Raw genomic sequence first — 16376 nt, forward strand, 5'->3', positions numbered from 1 at the left:
CGCCTTATCTTGACACCCGCCAATTTGACCAACGCCGCATTAGTGGGCATCGATTTCGGCAAGACCGATTTCGAAGCCAGTCTCGAAGAACTCAGCCTGCTTGCTTCCAGCGCGGGCGCCCATCCCGCAGTCACCCTCACCGGACGACGTTCGAGCCCCGACGCCGCGATGTTCATCGGCAGCGGCAAGGCCGAGGAACTGCGCCTCGCCTGCGACGCGAACGAGATCGACATCGTCATCTTCAATCATCCGCTCGCGCCCGCGCAGCAGCGCAATCTGGAGCGCACGCTGAACCGGCGCGTGGTCGATCGCACCAGCCTGATCCTCGACATCTTCGCGCAGCGCGCGCGCAGCCACGAAGGCAAGCTGCAGGTGGAGCTCGCGCAGCTGCAGTACCTGTCGACGCGGCTGATCCGCGCCTGGACCCACCTCGAACGCCAGAAGGGCGGGATCGGCCTGCGCGGCCCCGGCGAGACGCAGCTCGAGACCGACCGCCGGCTGATCGGCGAGCGCATCAAGATGCTGAAGTCGCGGCTCGACAAGCTGCGCCGCCAGCACAACACGCAGCGTCGCCAGCGCGAACGCAACCGCACGATGTCGGTGTCGCTGGTCGGCTATACGAACGCGGGCAAATCGACGCTGTTCAACGCGCTGACGAAGGCGCAGGCCTATGCGGCCGACCAGCTGTTCGCGACGCTCGACACGACTTCACGGCGCGTCTATCTCGGCGACGAGGTGGGCCAGATCGTGGTGTCCGACACGGTCGGCTTCATCCGCGAACTGCCTCACCAGCTCGTCGCCGCGTTCCGTGCGACGCTCGAGGAGACGATCCACGCGGATCTGCTGCTGCACGTGGTCGATGCGTCTAGCGCGGTGCGGCTCGAGCAGATCGAGCAGGTCAACGACGTGTTGCACGAGATCGGCGCGGACGCGATCCGGCAGGTGCTCGTCTTCAACAAGATCGATGCGGTGCCGGAACTCGCGGCCCGCGGCGATGCGGTCGAGCGTGACGAGTATGGTAATATTTCGCGCGTCTTTTTGAGCGCGCGCAGCGGCCAGGGGCTCGATGCGCTGCGCAGCGCCATTGCCGAAATCGCGACCAGCGACCAGCAGCTCTCCGGCGCGGTGTCGCTGCCCGAGCCGACGCGCGACGGCGGGCTGGCCGAACCGCGCGACGACCACACGGTTTCCGAACACGGGCACTAGCCGGCCGCTGGCCGGACAGTCGACGCCCAATCTGGTGAACAAACTCAGGTGAACGATTACAACGAGCGGAGTACCTGGCTGCGCAAGCGTCCGATGCTGTCGATCAACGACCCTCGCTGGGGTCGCGGCGGCGGCAATGACGACAAGCCCCGCGGCAACGAACCGAAGCGCCCGCAGTCCGACGGCGACGGTCCGCCCGACCTCGATGAAATGTGGCGCAACTTCAACCGCCGTCTGTCCGGCCTGTTCGGCGGCAAGGGCGGTGGCGGCGGCAATCGCGGCCTGCGCCCCGACAATGGGCGCGCCGCGCGGGTCGGCGTGGGCATCGTCATCGGCGTGCTGGTCGCGGTGTACGCGGGCAGCGGCATCTTCATCGTGCCGGACGGCCAGACGGGCGTCGTGCTGCAGTTCGGCGAATATCGCGGCACGGTGGATCAAGGCGTGCATTGGCGCCTGCCCTATCCGTTCGAATCGCACGAAGTGGTCGACACCTCTCAGATGCACGCCACCGAGATCGGCCGTAACAACGTGGTGCGCCCCGCGAACGTGAAGGACGCCTCGATGCTCACGCGCGACGGCGACATCGTCGATGTGCGCTTCATCGTCCAGTACCGGATTCGCTCCGCCACCGACTATCTGTTCCGCACCGTCGATCCCGAACTCACCGTGCGCCAGTCCGCGCAGGCTGCGATTCGCCGCATCGTCGGCGCGCAGGCGGCGAGCGACGTGATCGACTCGGATCGCGACGCGCTGCGCGATGCGCTGATGCAGGCGATCCAGCACGATCTCGACCGCGACCAGACCGGCCTCGTGGTGACCAACGTCGTGATCCAGGCCGCGCAGCTGCCCGAGCAGGTGCAGGCCGCCACCGACGAAGTGGCCAAGGCGCGCCAGCAGGGCGAGGCGGCCAAGAACGCCGCGCAGGCCTACGCCGACGGCTTGCTGCCGCGCGCGCGCGGCGATGCGGCCAAGCTGATCGAAGACGCGAAGGCCTACGCGGACCGCGTCGTCACGCAGGCGCAGGGTGACGCGGACCGCTACAAGCAGGTCTACGCGCAGTACGAGAAGGCGCCTGCCGTCGTGCGCGAGCGCATGTATCTCGACACCATGCAGGAAATCTACTCGAAGGCGATCAAGGTCTACGTCGGCAGCAAGGCCGGCAACAGCGTGGTCTACCTGCCGCTCGACAAGATCGTCGAGCAGCAGCGCCAGCACGCGGCCGACGCCGCCGCGAGTTCGACCGCGCCGGCCGGCGCGGCGCCGGCGAACGGCGCCGACATGAACGGCGCGGCCGGCGGTAACGCCCAGGCGTCCGGCTCGAATCCGCCCGCGGCTTCGGCCGGTTCGTCGGCCGCAACGGCCGCGAGCCCGGCCAGTGCCGCCAGCGATGCGCCGGGCAACGAGGCGCTGCGCTCGCGCGACGCGCTGCGCAGCCGCTCGCGCGAAGACGATCTGCAGTAACGGGGAACGCCAGACATGAATCGAATCGTTGCGCTCGTCATTGCGCTCGTCATCGTCGCGTTCGTCGCGTCGTCCACCGTGTTCGTCGTCGATCCGAGCCATGCCGCGATCGTCTCCGCGCGCGGTGACGGCGAGCCGACCGTGTTCGGTCCCGGCCTGCACGCGAAACTGCCGCCGCCGCTGCAGACCGCGGTGATGGTCGACACGCGGATCCAGACGCTCGACTGGGCCGATCCGCAGAGTTGCACGACCTCCGACAAGCAGGACCTGCTGGTCAGCCCGACCGTGCGCTACCGGATCGCCGATCCGCTGAAGTATTACGAGAAGACCGAGGGCGGCGTGCGCGATGCGCTCGATCCGCTGCTGAGCTCGCTGAAGGACGCGCTCGCGCAGTCGTTCGCGAGCCGTACGCTGGCCGAGGCGATCGGCGCGCAGCAGGCCATCGCCAACGACGCGAAGCGCACGCTGCAGGCGGCGGCCACGCCCTATGGCGTCGAGATCGTCGACGTCGCGCTGCTGCGCATCGACCTGCCGGCCGCCGCGACCGAGGCCGCCTATCGCCGCATGGCGGCGCTCGAGCGCGAGCGCGCCGACGCCGAGCGCGCCGAGGGGGCGGCGGCCGCCGAACGCATCAAGGCCGAGGCGGCGCGCCAGCAGCAGCAGATTCTCGCGGACGCCTATCAGTCGGCACAGACGATCAAGGGCGAGGGCGACGCCAAGGCCGCTCAGATCGCCGGTGACGCGTTCGGCCGCGATCCGCAGTTCTACCAGTTCTACGCGAGCCTGCAGGCGTACCGGAACACGTTCCACGCCAACGACGTGATCGTCGTCGATCCGGACAGCGAATTCTTCCGCTTCATGCGCGGCCCGACGGGCGGCACGGCCGCCGCGCCGGCGTCCGCTTCCCGCAAACACTGACGTACAAGGGGCGCCGCCGCGCGCGGCGCCGTCGATACCGCATGGATCTGGCCGGTTCGCTGTTGCTCGCTCTCGCGCTGATGCTGATCGTCGAAGGGGCGTTCCCGTTCGTGTTTCCGGTCGCCTGGCGCGACGCGTTTCGTAGAATAGCGGAGCGGCCGCCGCATCATATCCGGATCGGCGGCCTGATCGTGATGGTGCTCGGCCTGGTGCTGCTCGTCTTCGCGACCTGATGTGCCGGCCGCCGACCCGGCCCGCAATCCGCGCCGAGCGGCTCCGTTTATCTCGATTTGCCTGGGCCGGTGCCTCGCGGCGCCGGATGCCGTGCGGGTGTCCGACCCATCCGATTCCAATCCGGTGCGCGTCCGCGCGCCGCTGTTTTTTGTCGTAGGACCGTCACGATGTCGACCTGGTTACTTCCCGAGAATATCGCCGATGTATTGCCTTCGGAAGCGCGCAAGATCGAGGAGCTGCGCCGCAGGCTGCTCGATCGCTTCCGTTCGTATGGCTACGAAATGGTGATGCCGCCGCTGCTCGAGTATCTCGAGTCGCTGCTGACGAGCGGCGGCAGCGATCTGCGCCTGCGCACCTTCAACCTCGTCGACCAGCTCTCGGGCCGCACGCTCGGCCTGCGCGCCGACATCACGCCACAGGTGGCGCGCATCGACGCGCACCTGCTGAACCGCCAGGGCGTGACGCGCCTCTGCTATGCCGGCAACGTGCTGCATACGCGCCCGCGCGGCCTGCACGCGACGCGCGAGCAGATCCAGATCGGCGCCGAGCTCTATGGCCACGCCGGCCTCGAGGCCGATCTCGAGGTGCAGCAGTTGATGCTCGACGCGCTGCGGCTCGCCGGGCTCGGCAAGGTGCGCCTCGATCTGTGCCACGCCGCCGTGCTCGGCGCGCTGTTTCGGCGCGACGCGGTGGCCGCCGCGCGCGGCGAGGCGCTCTACGACGCGCTCGCCAGCAAGGACGTGCCGCTGCTGAACGAATTGACCGACGATCTGGGACCGGACACGCGCGCCGCGCTGCGCGCGCTGCCGCATCTGTACGGCGATGCCGCCGTGCTCGGCGAGGCCCGCCGCGTGCTGCCGGCGCTGCCCGAGATCGCACGCGCGCTCGACGATCTCGCGCAGCTCGCCGCGCATGCGCGTGGCGCCGACGTGTCGATCGATCTGGCGGACCTGCGCGGTTACGCCTATCACAGCGGCGCGATGTTCTCGGCCTACGTGGACGGCGTGCCGAACGCGGTCGCCAACGGCGGCCGCTACGATCACGTGGGCCAGGCCTACGGGCGCGCGCGGCCGGCCACGGGCTTCTCGCTCGACCTGCGCGAGATCGCGCGGATTTCGCCGGTCGAGGCGCGCGGCACCGCGATCCTCGCGCCGTGGCGCCAGGACGACGCGTTGCGCGCGGCGGTGGCCGCGCTGCGCGATGCGGGCGAGGTCGTGATCCAGGCGCTGCCGGGGCATGACCACGTGCTCGACGAATTCGCCTGCGATCGCGCGCTCGTCGAACGCGGCGACGCGTGGGTGGTCGAGACGCGCTGAAGCGTGTCGGCGCGCCGGGCCGCGCGACGCTTCCCGGTGCCTTGTCGTCGGCGCGAAGCCGTTGAAGCGAAACGGAAAAATTCGGAACCCGCGCCGAACCTATGTAGAATACGTTTTTAACCAGCTAACGAATCAACATGTCTGCCAGCGCAGTGAATGTGACTCCCGGGCGCAATGTCGTCGTCGTGGGAACCCAGTGGGGAGATGAAGGCAAGGGCAAGATCGTCGACTGGCTGACGGACCACGCGCAAGGCGTCGTTCGTTTCCAAGGCGGTCACAACGCCGGGCACACGCTCATCATCGGCGGCAAGAAAACCATCTTGCGCCTCATTCCTTCCGGCATCATGCGCGCGGGCGTGGCCTGCTACATCGGCAACGGCGTCGTGCTGTCGCCCGAGGCGCTGTTCAAGGAAATCGGCGAACTCGAGGAAGCCGGGCTCGACGTCCAGTCGCGGCTGTTCATTTCCGAGGCCGCCACGCTGATCCTGCCGTACCACGTCGCGATCGACCAGGCGCGCGAGGCGCGCCGCGGCGCCGACAAGATCGGCACCACGGGCCGCGGCATCGGCCCGGCCTACGAGGACAAGGTGGGCCGCCGCGCGCTGCGCGTGCAGGACCTGTTCGACGCGAAGACCTTCGCCGACCGTCTGCGCGACAATCTCGATTTCCACAACTTCGTGCTGACCCAGTATCTCGGCGGCGCGGCTGTCGATTTCCAGGCGACGCTCGACACCATGCTCGGTTACGTCGATCGTCTCAAGCCGATGGTCACGGACGTCTCGCGGCGCCTGTACGACGCGAACAACGCCGGCCAGAACCTGCTGTTCGAAGGCGCGCAGGGTACGCTGCTCGACATCGACCACGGCACCTATCCGTTCGTCACGTCGAGCAACTGCGTGGCCGGCGCGGCCACGTCGGGTGCCGGCATCGGCCCGCAGAAGCTCAACTACATCCTCGGCATCACCAAGGCCTACTGCACGCGCGTCGGCGCTGGCCCGTTCCCGAGCGAACTGTACGACGCGGACAATCCCGCGCGCCAGAGCCCGGTCGGCGTCACGCTGGCCAACGTCGGCAAGGAGTTCGGTTCGGTCACGGGCCGCCCGCGCCGCACCGGCTGGCTCGACGCGGCTGCGCTGCGCCGTTCGATCCAGATCAACGGCGTATCGGGCCTCTGCATGACCAAGCTCGATGTGCTCGACGGCCTCGACGAAGTCCAGCTCTGCGTCGGCTACAAGATCGACGGCAAGGACGTGGACCTGCTGCCGCGCGGCGCGGCCGACGTCGCACGCTGTGAGCCGGTCTACGAAACGTTTGGCGGCTGGAAGGAAAGCACGGTGGGCATCGATTCGTGGGAGGCGCTGCCGGCCAACGCGCAGGCTTACCTGACGCGCGTGCAGGAAGTGGCCGGCGTGCCGATCGACATGGTGTCGACCGGCCCCGATCGCGACGAAACGATCCTGCTGCGCCATCCGTTCAAGGTCTGATTGCACGATGACGCAAACCAATCACGGCGCGCCGATCGCGATGGCCGATCCGCGCAACGACGACAAGAACCTCTGGGTCGGCTGGGACGAATATCATCGGCTCGTCGAGCTGCTCGCGCTAGCGGTGCATGAATCGGGCTGGAAGTTCGACCAGATCCTGTGTCTCGCGCGCGGCGGCCTGCGCGTGGGCGACCAACTGTCGCGAATTTACGATCTGCCGCTCGCGATCCTCGCGACCAGCTCGTACCGCGAGGCGGCCGGCACGGAGCAGGGCGAGCTCGACATCGCGCAGTACATCACGATGACGCGCGGCAACCTTTCCGGCAACGTGCTGCTCGTCGATGATCTGGTCGATTCGGGCGTCACGCTCGCACGCGTGCAGCAGCACCTGAAGGAGCGCTATCCGTCCGTCACGGCGGTGCGCTCGGCCGTGCTCTGGTACAAGGCGTGTTCGAAGGTGAAGCCCGACTACCACGTCCAGTATCTGGCGACGAACCCGTGGATCCATCAGCCGTTCGAGGAGTGGGACACGCTGCGGCCGCACAACCTGACGGCCTGGACCAAGCGCGGCCACGCCCAGCGCAACGACGAGGCGGCGCAGTAAGACGGCGCGCCCCACCGGCCAGCCACTGACATCGGCGCCCGCGGGCGCCGATCGCATTTGCGGCCGCCGCGCGCAAGCGGCTGGCCTAAACGGGGCCGCATGCTACACTGGCCGCGCCGCGTGGCATGACGGCAACACCGCCGGATGGCATGATCGCGGGGCCAGTTAGAATAGCGCTCGTTTTTCCGACCCCAGAACGGAACGTTACGCTTCCCATGACCGACACGAACCACTCGAACACGCGCCATACCTCCCTGCAGGCTCTCGCCGTCGCGGCGATCGGCGTGGTGTTCGGCGACATCGGCACCAGCCCGCTGTATTCGCTAAAAGAGGCGTTCAGTCCCGCCCACGGCATTCCGCTCACCCAAGGCTCGATCCTCGGCGTGATCTCGCTGCTTTTCTGGGCGATCATGCTGGTGGTCGGCGTCAAGTATCTGATGTTCGTGATGCGCGCCGACAACAACGGCGAGGGCGGCGTGCTCGCGCTGATGGCGCTGTCGCTGCGCTCGGTGGAGTCGCGCCGGCATCTGACGCGCATCCTGATGGCGCTCGGCATTTTCGGCGCCTGCATGTTCTATGGCGACGCCGTGATCACGCCGGCCATCTCGGTCATGTCGGCCGTCGAGGGCCTCGAGATCGCCACGCCCCAGCTCACGCACCTGGTGCTGCCGATCACGGTGTTGATCCTGGTCGCGCTGTTCTGGATCCAGCGCCACGGCACCTCGATGGTGGGCAAGCTGTTCGGCCCGATCATGGTGATCTGGTTCCTGACGCTGGCCGCGCTCGGCATCTACCACATCGCGCGCATGCCGCTCGTGATCGCCGCGATCAATCCGTACTACGCCTTCTCGTTCATGGCCGCCCACGTGCTGCAGGCCTACGTGGTGCTCGGCTCGGTGGTGCTCGTGCTGACCGGCGCGGAAGCGCTGTATGCCGACATGGGCCACTTCGGCGCCCGCCCGATCCGGCTCGCCGGTTATGTGCTGGTGATCCCGTCGCTGGTGCTGAACTACTTCGGCCAGGGCGCGCTGCTGATGCAGAACCCGAAGGCGATCGAAAACCCGTTCTTCCTGCTCGCACCCGAGTGGGCGCTGCTGCCGCTCGTGATCCTGTCGACGGTGGCCACCGTGATCGCCTCGCAGGCGGTGATCTCGGGCGCGTATTCGCTGACGAGCCAGGCGATCCAGCTCGGCTACGTGCCGCGCATGAAGGTGCTGCACACCTCCGATCTCGCGATCGGACAGATCTACGTGCCGGTGGTCAACTGGCTGCTGCTGTTCGTGATCCTCTGCATCGTGATCGGCTTCCGGTCCTCCGACAATCTCGCGGCCGCCTACGGCATCGCCGTGACGGCGACGATGGTGATCACCACGGTGCTGGCCTGCGTCGTGATGGTCAACGTCTGGAAGTGGAACCGGCTGCTGGTCGGGCTCATCATCGGCGTGTTCCTGGTCATCGACCTCGGCTTCTTCGGCGCGAACCTGCTGAAGGTCGCGCAGGGCGGCTGGCTGCCGCTCGGCATCGGCGCGCTGCTGTTCTTCCTGCTGACCACCTGGTTCAAGGGCCGCCACATCGTGAAGGAGCGCACCGCGGCCGACGGCATTCCGCTGATGCCGTTCCTGCAGGGGCTGCTCGCGCATCCGCCGCATCGCGTCTCGGGCACCGCCATCTATCTGACCGGCAACGACCGGCTGGTGCCGGTCGGCCTGCTGCACAACCTCAAGCACAACAAGGTGCTGCACGAGCGCACGCTGTTCCTGACCTTCGTCACGCGCGACATCCCCTACGTGCGCGACGACGAGCGTGTGAGCGTGCGCGAGGCGGGCGGCGGCCTCTACATCGTGCGCGCCGAGTACGGTTTCAACGAGACGCCCGACGTGAAGGCCGTGCTCGAGTACATCGGCCGCAAGCACGACATGTCGTTCGAGCTGATGGACACGTCGTTCTTCCTCGCGCGCGAGACGGTGGTGCCGACCCATCTGCCCGGCATGTCGATCTGGCGCGAGCGCGTGTTCGCGTGGATGCATCAGAACGCCGCGAAGCCGACCGACTTCTTCGCGATTCCGGCCAACCGCGTGGTCGAGCTGGGCACCAAGATCGAGATCTGAGGCCGGTGCCGGCATGCGCCGCGGGTGAGGCCCGGCGGCGGACAGAAGCCGCGCGTCGCGCGGCTTTTTTCATGGACGCGCGCCCCAGTCAGTGCGGGCGATCCGCCAGAGACAGGCCCGCCTCGAGCGAGGCCGGGCCCGCTATCCGTACCGTTGCGGCCTGCCGCCGTCAGCGCTTGAGCTTGGCGAACGCAGCGGCCATCGCGCCGGCCGGTTCCGGCTCACGCGAACGCTGCGGCCGGCCGGCGCCGCCGCGCGGCGCGCCGCGATCGGCGCCCGAACCCGGGGCGCGGCCCGGGCCGGCGGCGCCCGCCTCGTCGGCGAGGCGCATCGTCAACGCGATCCGCTGGCGCTTGACGTCGACCTCGAGCACCTTGACCTTGACCACCTGGCCGGCCTTCACCACCTCGTGCGGGTCCTTGATGAATTTGGTCGACATCGCCGAGACGTGGACTAGGCCGTCCTGGTGGACGCCGATGTCGACGAAGGCGCCGAACGCGGCCACGTTGGTCACGACGCCTTCCAGCACCATTCCCGGCAGCAGGTCGGAGACCTTCTCGACGCCCTCGCGGAACGTCGCGGTCTTGAATTCGGGGCGCGGATCGCGGCCCGGCTTCTCGAGTTCGGCGAGGATGTCGCGCACGGTGGGCAGGCCGAAGCGGTCATCGACGAATTCGGCCGGCGAGAGGCCGGCCAGCGCGTCGCGGTTGCCGAGCACGTCGTCGATGCGCTTGCTGAGCTTCGCGAGCATCCGCTCGACGACGGGATAGGCTTCCGGGTGCACCGAGGAGCGGTCGAGCGGATTCTCGCCGCCGTTGATGCGCAGGAAGCCGGCCGCCTGCTCAAAGGTCTTGTCGCCGAGGCGCGGCACGCGGCGCAGGTGCTCGCGCGACGGGAACGGGCCGTTCGCGTCGCGGTAGTCGACGATGTTGCGCGCGAGCGTGGCGTTCAGGCCCGACACGCGCGCGAGCAGCGGCGCCGAGGCCGTGTTCGCGTCCACTCCGACCGCGTTCACGCAGTCCTCGACCACCGCGTCGAGTGAACGCGCCAGCTCGCGCTGGTTCACGTCGTGCTGGTACTGGCCGACGCCGATCGCCTTCGGCTCGATCTTGACCAGCTCGGCGAGCGGGTCCTGCAGGCGCCGTGCGATCGACACCGCGCCGCGCAGCGACACGTCGAGCTCGGGGAACTCCTTGGCGGCCAGCTCCGAGGCCGAATAGACCGAGGCGCCGGCTTCCGACACGACGATCTTCTGCAGCTTCAGTTCGGGGTGCTTCGCGATCAGTTCGCTCGCGAGCCGGTCGGTCTCGCGCGAGGCCGTGCCGTTGCCGATGCTGATCAGCTCCGCCTGCGTTTGCGCGGCGATGCGCGCGAGCTTGGCGAGCGAGCCGTCCCAGTCGCGGCGCGGCTCGTGCGGGTAGATCGTATCGGTGACGAGCACCTTGCCGGTGCGATCGACCACCGCCACCTTCACGCCGGTGCGCAGGCCGGGGTCGAGACCGATCACGGCTTTCGGGCCGGCCGGCGCGGCCAGCAGCAGATCCTTCAGATTGCGCGCGAACACGCGAATCGCCTCGCTCTCGGCGTCCTCGCGCAACTGCGTGAGCAATTCGGTTTCCAGGTGCGGCTGCACCTTCACGCGCCAGCACCAGCGGCAGACGTCGGACAGCCATTTGTCGGCCGGCCGGCCCTGGTTCGCGATGCCGAAATGGCGCGCGATCATCGCCTCGCCCGGATGCGGGACCTGCGCGTCGAGCTCCTCGCCGAGGCCGAGCTTGACGGTCAGCACGCCGGCGTTGCGGCCGCGGAACAGCGCGAGCGCGCGGTGCGAGGGCACCGTCTTCAGCGTTTCCGAGTAGTCGTAATAGTCGCGGAACTTCTCGCCTTCCTCGCCTTCCTTGCCCTCGATCACGGCCGACGACACGACGCCCTGACCGTGCAGGTAATCGCGCAGCCTGCCGAGCAGCTCGGCCGTCTCGCCGAACTGCTCGGAGAGGATGTCGCGCGCGCCGTCCAGCGCCGCCTTCAGGTCGGCCACGCCCCGCTCGGCATTCACGTAGGCGGCGGCCTCGGTCTGCGGGTCGAGCAGCGGGTTGGCGAGCAGTGCCTGCGCGAGCGGCTCGAGGCCGGCCTCGCGGGCGATCTGGGCGCGCGTGCGGCGCTTCGGCTTGTAGGGCAGGTACAGGTCCTCGAGCACCTGCTTGCTGTCGGCGGTCTCGATGGCCGCGCGCAGTTCGTCGCTCAGCTTGCCCTGTTCCTCGATGCTCGCGAGGATCGTCGCGCGGCGATCCTCGAGCTCACGCAGGTACAGCAGGCGCTCTTCGAGTTGGCGCAGTTGCGTGTCGTCCAGGTTGCCCGTCACCTCCTTGCGGTAGCGGGCGATGAACGGAACGGTGGCGCCTTCGTCGAGAAGTTGCACGGCTGCCGCGACCTGACGCGGCTGGACCGCGAGTTCGGTGGCGATGCGCTGAACGATCTTGAGTGCTACGGTTTCCGTCATGGGGTGTGAGTGCGTCTACGGCCGGCTGGAACGCCCGTGGCCGGCGAACCGGGCCGGGCGGGTGAATGGAGCGGGGCATTTTGCCATAAATGCGGGGCGCCTCCGCCGCGACGGCCGTCACGCGGTGTTAGAATTTGCCCCATGTCCCGCTGCTTTCCTATGACGTTGCCCATCTCCCGTTCAACTGCTGCCGCGCTGGCTCTCGTGCTCGGCGCCGTGTCGTCCGTGGCCGCCGCGCAGACGCCTGCGCCCGCATCGGCGACGGCGGCCGCCGCCGATGCGGCGCAGGATCACGATTTCGATGTCCGCCAAAAAGTGCTCAATCAACGCACGGCGGAAAACAATTATCGTTATGCCGTGGCCGAACACGATTGCTACAGCCGGTTCTTCGTCAACGCCTGTCTGACCAAGGCACGCGAGGCGATGCGCGTGGAGCGTTCGAGCATCAGCCAGCAGCAGCTCGCGCTCGACGACGAGCAGCGCGCGGTGCGCGCCAAGCGCCGCGACGAGCAACTCGCGCTGAAGGCGGCGCAGCAGCAGGCCGAGGCGCCGCAGCGCGCGGCCACCGACGCCGCGAACGCGGCGGCATACGAGGACAAGCAGCGCCAGAACGCGCTGAAGCAGGCGCAGCGCGGAGCCGAGGGGCCGCAGCGCGCGGCGAATCAGCAGGCCTACGATCAGAAGCAGGCCGATTTCCAGCGCAAGCTTGCCCAGGCGCGTGCGCAGGCGGCCGAGAAGGCGCAGGAGCGTGTGCAGAACGTTGCGCGCTACGAGGACAAGCAGCGCGAGGCCGCGCAGCATCAGGCCGAGGTGGCCGAGCGCCAGCGCCAGGCGGCCGAGAAGGCCCGGCGAAAGCAGCAACAGCAACAACAGCAGTAGGGTGTGCCGCGTACGTCGTCACGCCAGACGCGAGGGGGGGATTTCGTTCCAACAGCAATCCCGGCAAATCGTGAACGGTAATTGCAGGCCGTTTGCGTCGCGCCGGTTCTTTTGAAGGAGGCGAGCATGCAAACCCGTCAAGCGGATCTGAGGCAGGACCTGCGCAACCGGCTGGTGTCCTTGCAGGAGCAGCACAGTCAGCTGGCCCGCGAGATCGAGCAGAAGGAAGGCCGATCCGACATCGACGACCTGGCACTTCATCGGCTGAAGAAGGAAAAGCTGCTGGCCAAGGACAAAATCATCATGCTGCAGTCGCAGCTCGAACCGGATCAGCACGCCTGATCGCGGGCCTGGCAGGCGCCGGGGCCGGGTCGGGCACCGGACATAGGAACCGCTTGCCTTGAATTCTTCGTTAGAAGCCACCGCCGACGCGCGGCGCGACGAACCGTCCGCCGCGGCGTCGCGCACGTCCGCGCCGAACGGCCTGGCGATGCCGAGCCGCAAGCGCGTGGCCGAACTCGACGCGATCTTCGGTGAAGGTGGCCTGTTCTCGCGCGCGCTCGACGGCTACCGTCCGCGCGCCTCCCAGATCGACATGGCGCGTGCCGTCGCGGCCGCGATGGAGGCGTCCGCGCGCAAGCTGCCCGAGCCGGAGATGTTCGACAGCCGCAAGCGCCCGGCACGCAAGCTGCAGGGCGACGCCGCGGCCGGCGAGGACGCGCGCGGCCCGGCCGCTGGCGCCGAGGCCGACGACGGCGCCGACAACACGCTGATCGTCGAGGCCGGCACCGGCACCGGCAAGACCTACGCCTATCTGGTGCCGGCCATGCTGTGGGGCGGCAAGGTGATCGTCTCGACCGGCACCAAGCACCTGCAGGACCAGCTGTTCCAGCGCGACGTGCCGACCGTGCGCGATGCGCTGGCCGTGCCCGTCACGGTCGCGATGCTGAAGGGGCGCGCCAACTACCTCTGCCACTACTACCTGCAGCGCACGGCCGACAACGGCCGCCTGCCGACGCGGCAGGACACGGCCTACCTGCAGGAAATCGTCCGCTTCGCGAAGATCACGCGCAGCGGCGACAAGGCCGAATTGGCGAGCGTGCCGGAAACCTCGCCGGTCTGGTCGATGGTCACCTCGACGCGCGACAACTGTCTGGGCCAGGAGTGCCCGCACTACAAGGAATGCTTCGTGATGCAGGCGCGCCGCGAGGCGCAGCAGGCCGACGTGGTGGTGGTCAACCACCATCTGTTCTTCGCCGACATCATGTTGCGCGACACCGGCATGGCCGAACTGCTGCCGAGCGCGAACACCATCATCTTCGACGAGGCGCACCAGCTGCCGGAGACGGCCACGCTGTTCTTCGGCGAGACGCTCTCGACCACGCAGATTCTCGAGCTCGCGCGCGACGCCGTCGTGGAAGGGCTCGCGCATGCGCGCGATGCAGTGGAATGGGTCAAGCTCGGCGGCGCGCTCGAACGTGCCGCGCGCGACGTGCGGCTCGCGTTCGCGGACAGCGGCATCGTGCGAATGTCGCTCGCGCAGCTCGGCGACGATCATCCGCTGTTCGGTGCGCTCGACGACGTCGACGCGGCGCTCGACGCGCTCGCCACGGCGCTGGCCGGCCAGTCGGAGCGGGCCGAGTCGATCGGCGCGTGCCTGCGTCGCGCGCGCGAACTGCAGGGCATCCTGGCCGGCTGGGTCGCACCGGAGGCGGCTGCGGCGCAGGCGGCCAGGGAGGCGACAGCGGCGCCCGAGGGCGAGGCCGCCGCGAAACCGCAGGACGATCCGGGCGAGAAGGTGCGCTGGGTCGAGGTGTTCTCGCAGACCGTGCAGTTGCACGAGACGCCGCTGTCGGTCGCGCCGATCTTCGCGAAGCAGCGCGCCGGCGTGCCGCGTGCTTGGATCTTCACGTCGGCGACGCTGTCGGTGCGCGGCGACTTCAGCCATTACGCGGCGCAGATGGGCCTCAGCTCGCGCCGCTCGATGACGCTGCCGAGCCCCTTCGACTATCCCGAGCAGGGCTTGCTCTACGTGCCGCGCGGCCTGCCGCAACCGTCGTCGCCAGCCTTCACCGACGCGGTGTTCGAGGCGGCGCTGCCGGCCATCGAGGCCTCGGGCGGCGGCGTGTTCATGCTCTGCACCACGTTGCGCGCGGTCGATCGGATCGCCGCGAAGCTGCGCGAGACGATCGAGGCGCGCGGCTGGAACCTGCCGCTGCTGGTGCAGGGCGACGCGAGCCGCACCGAGCTGCTCGACCGCTTCCGCGCCTACGGCAACGCGATCCTGGTCGGCAGCCAGAGCTTCTGGGAAGGCGTCGACGTGCGCGGCGATGCGCTGTCGCTGGTCGTGATCGACAAGCTGCCGTTCGCGCCGCCCGACGATCCGGTGCTGGCGGCTCGGCTCGACGCGCTGACCAGGAAGGGCTTGAGTCCGTTCGCGGTCCACCAGCTGCCGCAGGCCGTGATTACGCTGAAGCAGGGCGCGGGCCGGCTGATCCGCGCCGAAACCGATCGCGGCGTGCTGATGATCTGCGACACGCGGCTCGTCGACAAGCCATACGGGCGCCGCATCTGGCAGAGCCTGCCGCCGTTCAAGCGCACGCGCGAGATCGAGGTGGTGCGCGAGTTCTTCGAGGAGGGTGGGCGCGGAATCCGTGCCTGACGGCGCGAGCGGCTTGGCGTGACGCCCAGCAAAAGCCCAGTAAAAAAACCGGCCGAGGCCGGTTTTTTGATGCGCCCGACGCGGCGGGCAGGGCGCGCGGCGGTGCCGCCTTCGCGCCGTGACGGCATCATGCCGTCAGAACTGCCACCAGGCCCGCTTCCGCGCGCCCGAGCGCGGGTGGCCCGTGATGTAGGGGCTGTCCGGGAAGGTCGCGGCCAGCACGCGCTTGGTGTCGTCGGCGAGCTGCGGCTGGTTCAGGCGCGTGTACGACAGCATCATGATGTGCAGCGCGTCCTCGATCGCCGGCGCGTTCTTGTACTGCGTGATCGCGAGCTGCGCGCGGTTGATGGCGGCCACGTAGGCGCCGCGGCGGTAGTAGTAGTCGGCCGCATGGACCTCGTGCGAGGCGAGCGCGTTGACGATGTAGCGCATCCGCGCGGCCGCGTCCGGCGCGTACTTGCTCTTCGGATAGCGGTCGACCACGATCTTGAACGCGTCATACGACTCGCGCAGCGCCTGCGGATCGCGCTCGCTCATGTCCTGGCCCGAGAAGCGCCCGAACAGGCCGAGATCGTCGTTGAAGTGGATCATCCCCTTCAGGTAGTACGCATAGGCGATATCGGGGTGATCCGGATGCAGCTGGATGAAGCGGTCGACGGCCTGGTCGGCCGCCGTCAGTTCGTTGTCCTTCCAGTTGCAGTACGCGACGTTGATCTGCGCCTGCTGGGCGAAATGGCCGAACGGGTCGCGACCTTGCAGCGCCTCGAAATACTTCGCGCACTTGCCCCAATCGCGGCCGGTCAGGGCATCCTGAGCCTCTGAGTATAATTTGTTGTTCGACCAGGTCGCCGTTTCGTCGGTTTTCTGCGGCAAGCCGTGGCAACCGGCGATCAGTGCGGCGGCTGCAGCCAGCGTAGCCCACGCGGCTAGCGGTTTTGCCACACGTTTGGTCGAATTCATCATGGTGAATAGGGCTCGCATGTCCTAGCTTTCAGTCTCGGTGA

At 68.3% G+C, this 16376-nt stretch carries 13 protein-coding genes; 11 read left to right on the forward strand and 2 right to left on the reverse strand.

What is annotated here, in order from left to right; translation table 11 throughout:
- Positions 1-24: 24 nt before the first annotated feature.
- The 8 genes from hflX (at position 25) to KS03_RS24545 (ending at position 9331) form a co-directional block, all read left to right on the forward strand.
- Positions 25-1206: a GTPase HflX gene (gene hflX / locus KS03_RS24510; RefSeq protein WP_026051468.1), complete on the forward strand. Its 1182-nt coding sequence runs from the start codon at positions 25-27 to the stop codon at positions 1204-1206.
- A 48-nt stretch (positions 1207-1254) separates the two neighbouring features.
- Positions 1255-2667: an FtsH protease activity modulator HflK gene (gene hflK, locus KS03_RS24515; RefSeq protein ID WP_015875497.1), complete on the forward strand. Its 1413-nt coding sequence runs from the start codon at positions 1255-1257 to the stop codon at positions 2665-2667.
- 15 nt (positions 2668-2682) lie between these two features.
- Positions 2683-3585: a protease modulator HflC gene (hflC, locus tag KS03_RS24520; protein ID WP_015875498.1), complete on the forward strand. Its 903-nt coding sequence runs from the start codon at positions 2683-2685 to the stop codon at positions 3583-3585.
- Positions 3586-3626: 41 nt separating this feature from the next.
- Positions 3627-3818 carry a DUF2065 domain-containing protein gene (locus KS03_RS24525; protein ID WP_015875499.1) on the forward strand — a complete coding sequence of 64 codons (192 nt, stop codon included), beginning with the start codon at positions 3627-3629 and terminating at the stop codon, positions 3816-3818.
- 168 nt (positions 3819-3986) lie between these two features.
- Positions 3987-5135, forward strand: a complete 1149-nt coding sequence (locus KS03_RS24530; protein ID WP_015875500.1) for an ATP phosphoribosyltransferase regulatory subunit — start codon at positions 3987-3989, stop codon at positions 5133-5135.
- A gap of 137 nt (positions 5136-5272) precedes the next feature.
- Positions 5273-6619 carry an adenylosuccinate synthase gene (locus tag KS03_RS24535; RefSeq protein ID WP_015875501.1) on the forward strand — a complete coding sequence of 449 codons (1347 nt, stop codon included), beginning with the start codon at positions 5273-5275 and terminating at the stop codon, positions 6617-6619.
- 7 nt (positions 6620-6626) lie between these two features.
- Positions 6627-7223: a phosphoribosyltransferase gene (locus KS03_RS24540; protein ID WP_015875502.1), complete on the forward strand. Its 597-nt coding sequence runs from the start codon at positions 6627-6629 to the stop codon at positions 7221-7223.
- A gap of 215 nt (positions 7224-7438) precedes the next feature.
- Positions 7439-9331, forward strand: coding sequence for a potassium transporter Kup (locus tag KS03_RS24545; protein WP_026051469.1), 1893 nt, complete (start codon positions 7439-7441; stop codon positions 9329-9331).
- A 169-nt stretch (positions 9332-9500) separates the two neighbouring features.
- On the opposite strand, the gene KS03_RS24550 is transcribed toward KS03_RS24545, so the two are convergent.
- Positions 9501-11831 (reverse strand): Tex family protein, encoded by a 2331-nt coding sequence (locus KS03_RS24550; protein WP_015875504.1) that lies wholly within the window; start codon positions 11829-11831, stop codon positions 9501-9503.
- Positions 11832-11972: 141 nt separating this feature from the next.
- Here KS03_RS24550 and KS03_RS24555 point away from each other — a divergent pair, with 141 nt between their 5' ends.
- The 3 genes from KS03_RS24555 (at position 11973) to KS03_RS24565 (ending at position 15372) form a co-directional block, all read left to right on the forward strand.
- Entirely contained in the window at positions 11973-12710 is a 738-nt protein-coding gene (locus KS03_RS24555) for a hypothetical protein (RefSeq protein WP_015875505.1), read from the forward strand.
- Between the two features lie 126 nt (positions 12711-12836).
- Positions 12837-13052 (forward strand): HP1242/YdcH family protein, encoded by a 216-nt coding sequence (locus KS03_RS24560; protein ID WP_015875506.1) that lies wholly within the window; start codon positions 12837-12839, stop codon positions 13050-13052.
- Between the two features lie 58 nt (positions 13053-13110).
- Positions 13111-15372 carry a DNA repair helicase YoaA gene (locus KS03_RS24565; RefSeq protein ID WP_015875507.1) on the forward strand — a complete coding sequence of 754 codons (2262 nt, stop codon included), beginning with the start codon at positions 13111-13113 and terminating at the stop codon, positions 15370-15372.
- Between the two features lie 135 nt (positions 15373-15507).
- On the opposite strand, the gene KS03_RS24570 is transcribed toward KS03_RS24565, so the two are convergent.
- Positions 15508-16335 carry an outer membrane protein assembly factor BamD gene (locus KS03_RS24570; protein ID WP_026051703.1) on the reverse strand — a complete coding sequence of 276 codons (828 nt, stop codon included), beginning with the start codon at positions 16333-16335 and terminating at the stop codon, positions 15508-15510.
- Positions 16336-16376: the final 41 nt, after the last annotated feature.

Origin of the sequence: Burkholderia glumae LMG 2196 = ATCC 33617 (assembly GCF_000960995.1) — a bacterium.
Classification (GTDB): Bacteria; Pseudomonadota; Gammaproteobacteria; order Burkholderiales; family Burkholderiaceae; genus Burkholderia; species Burkholderia glumae.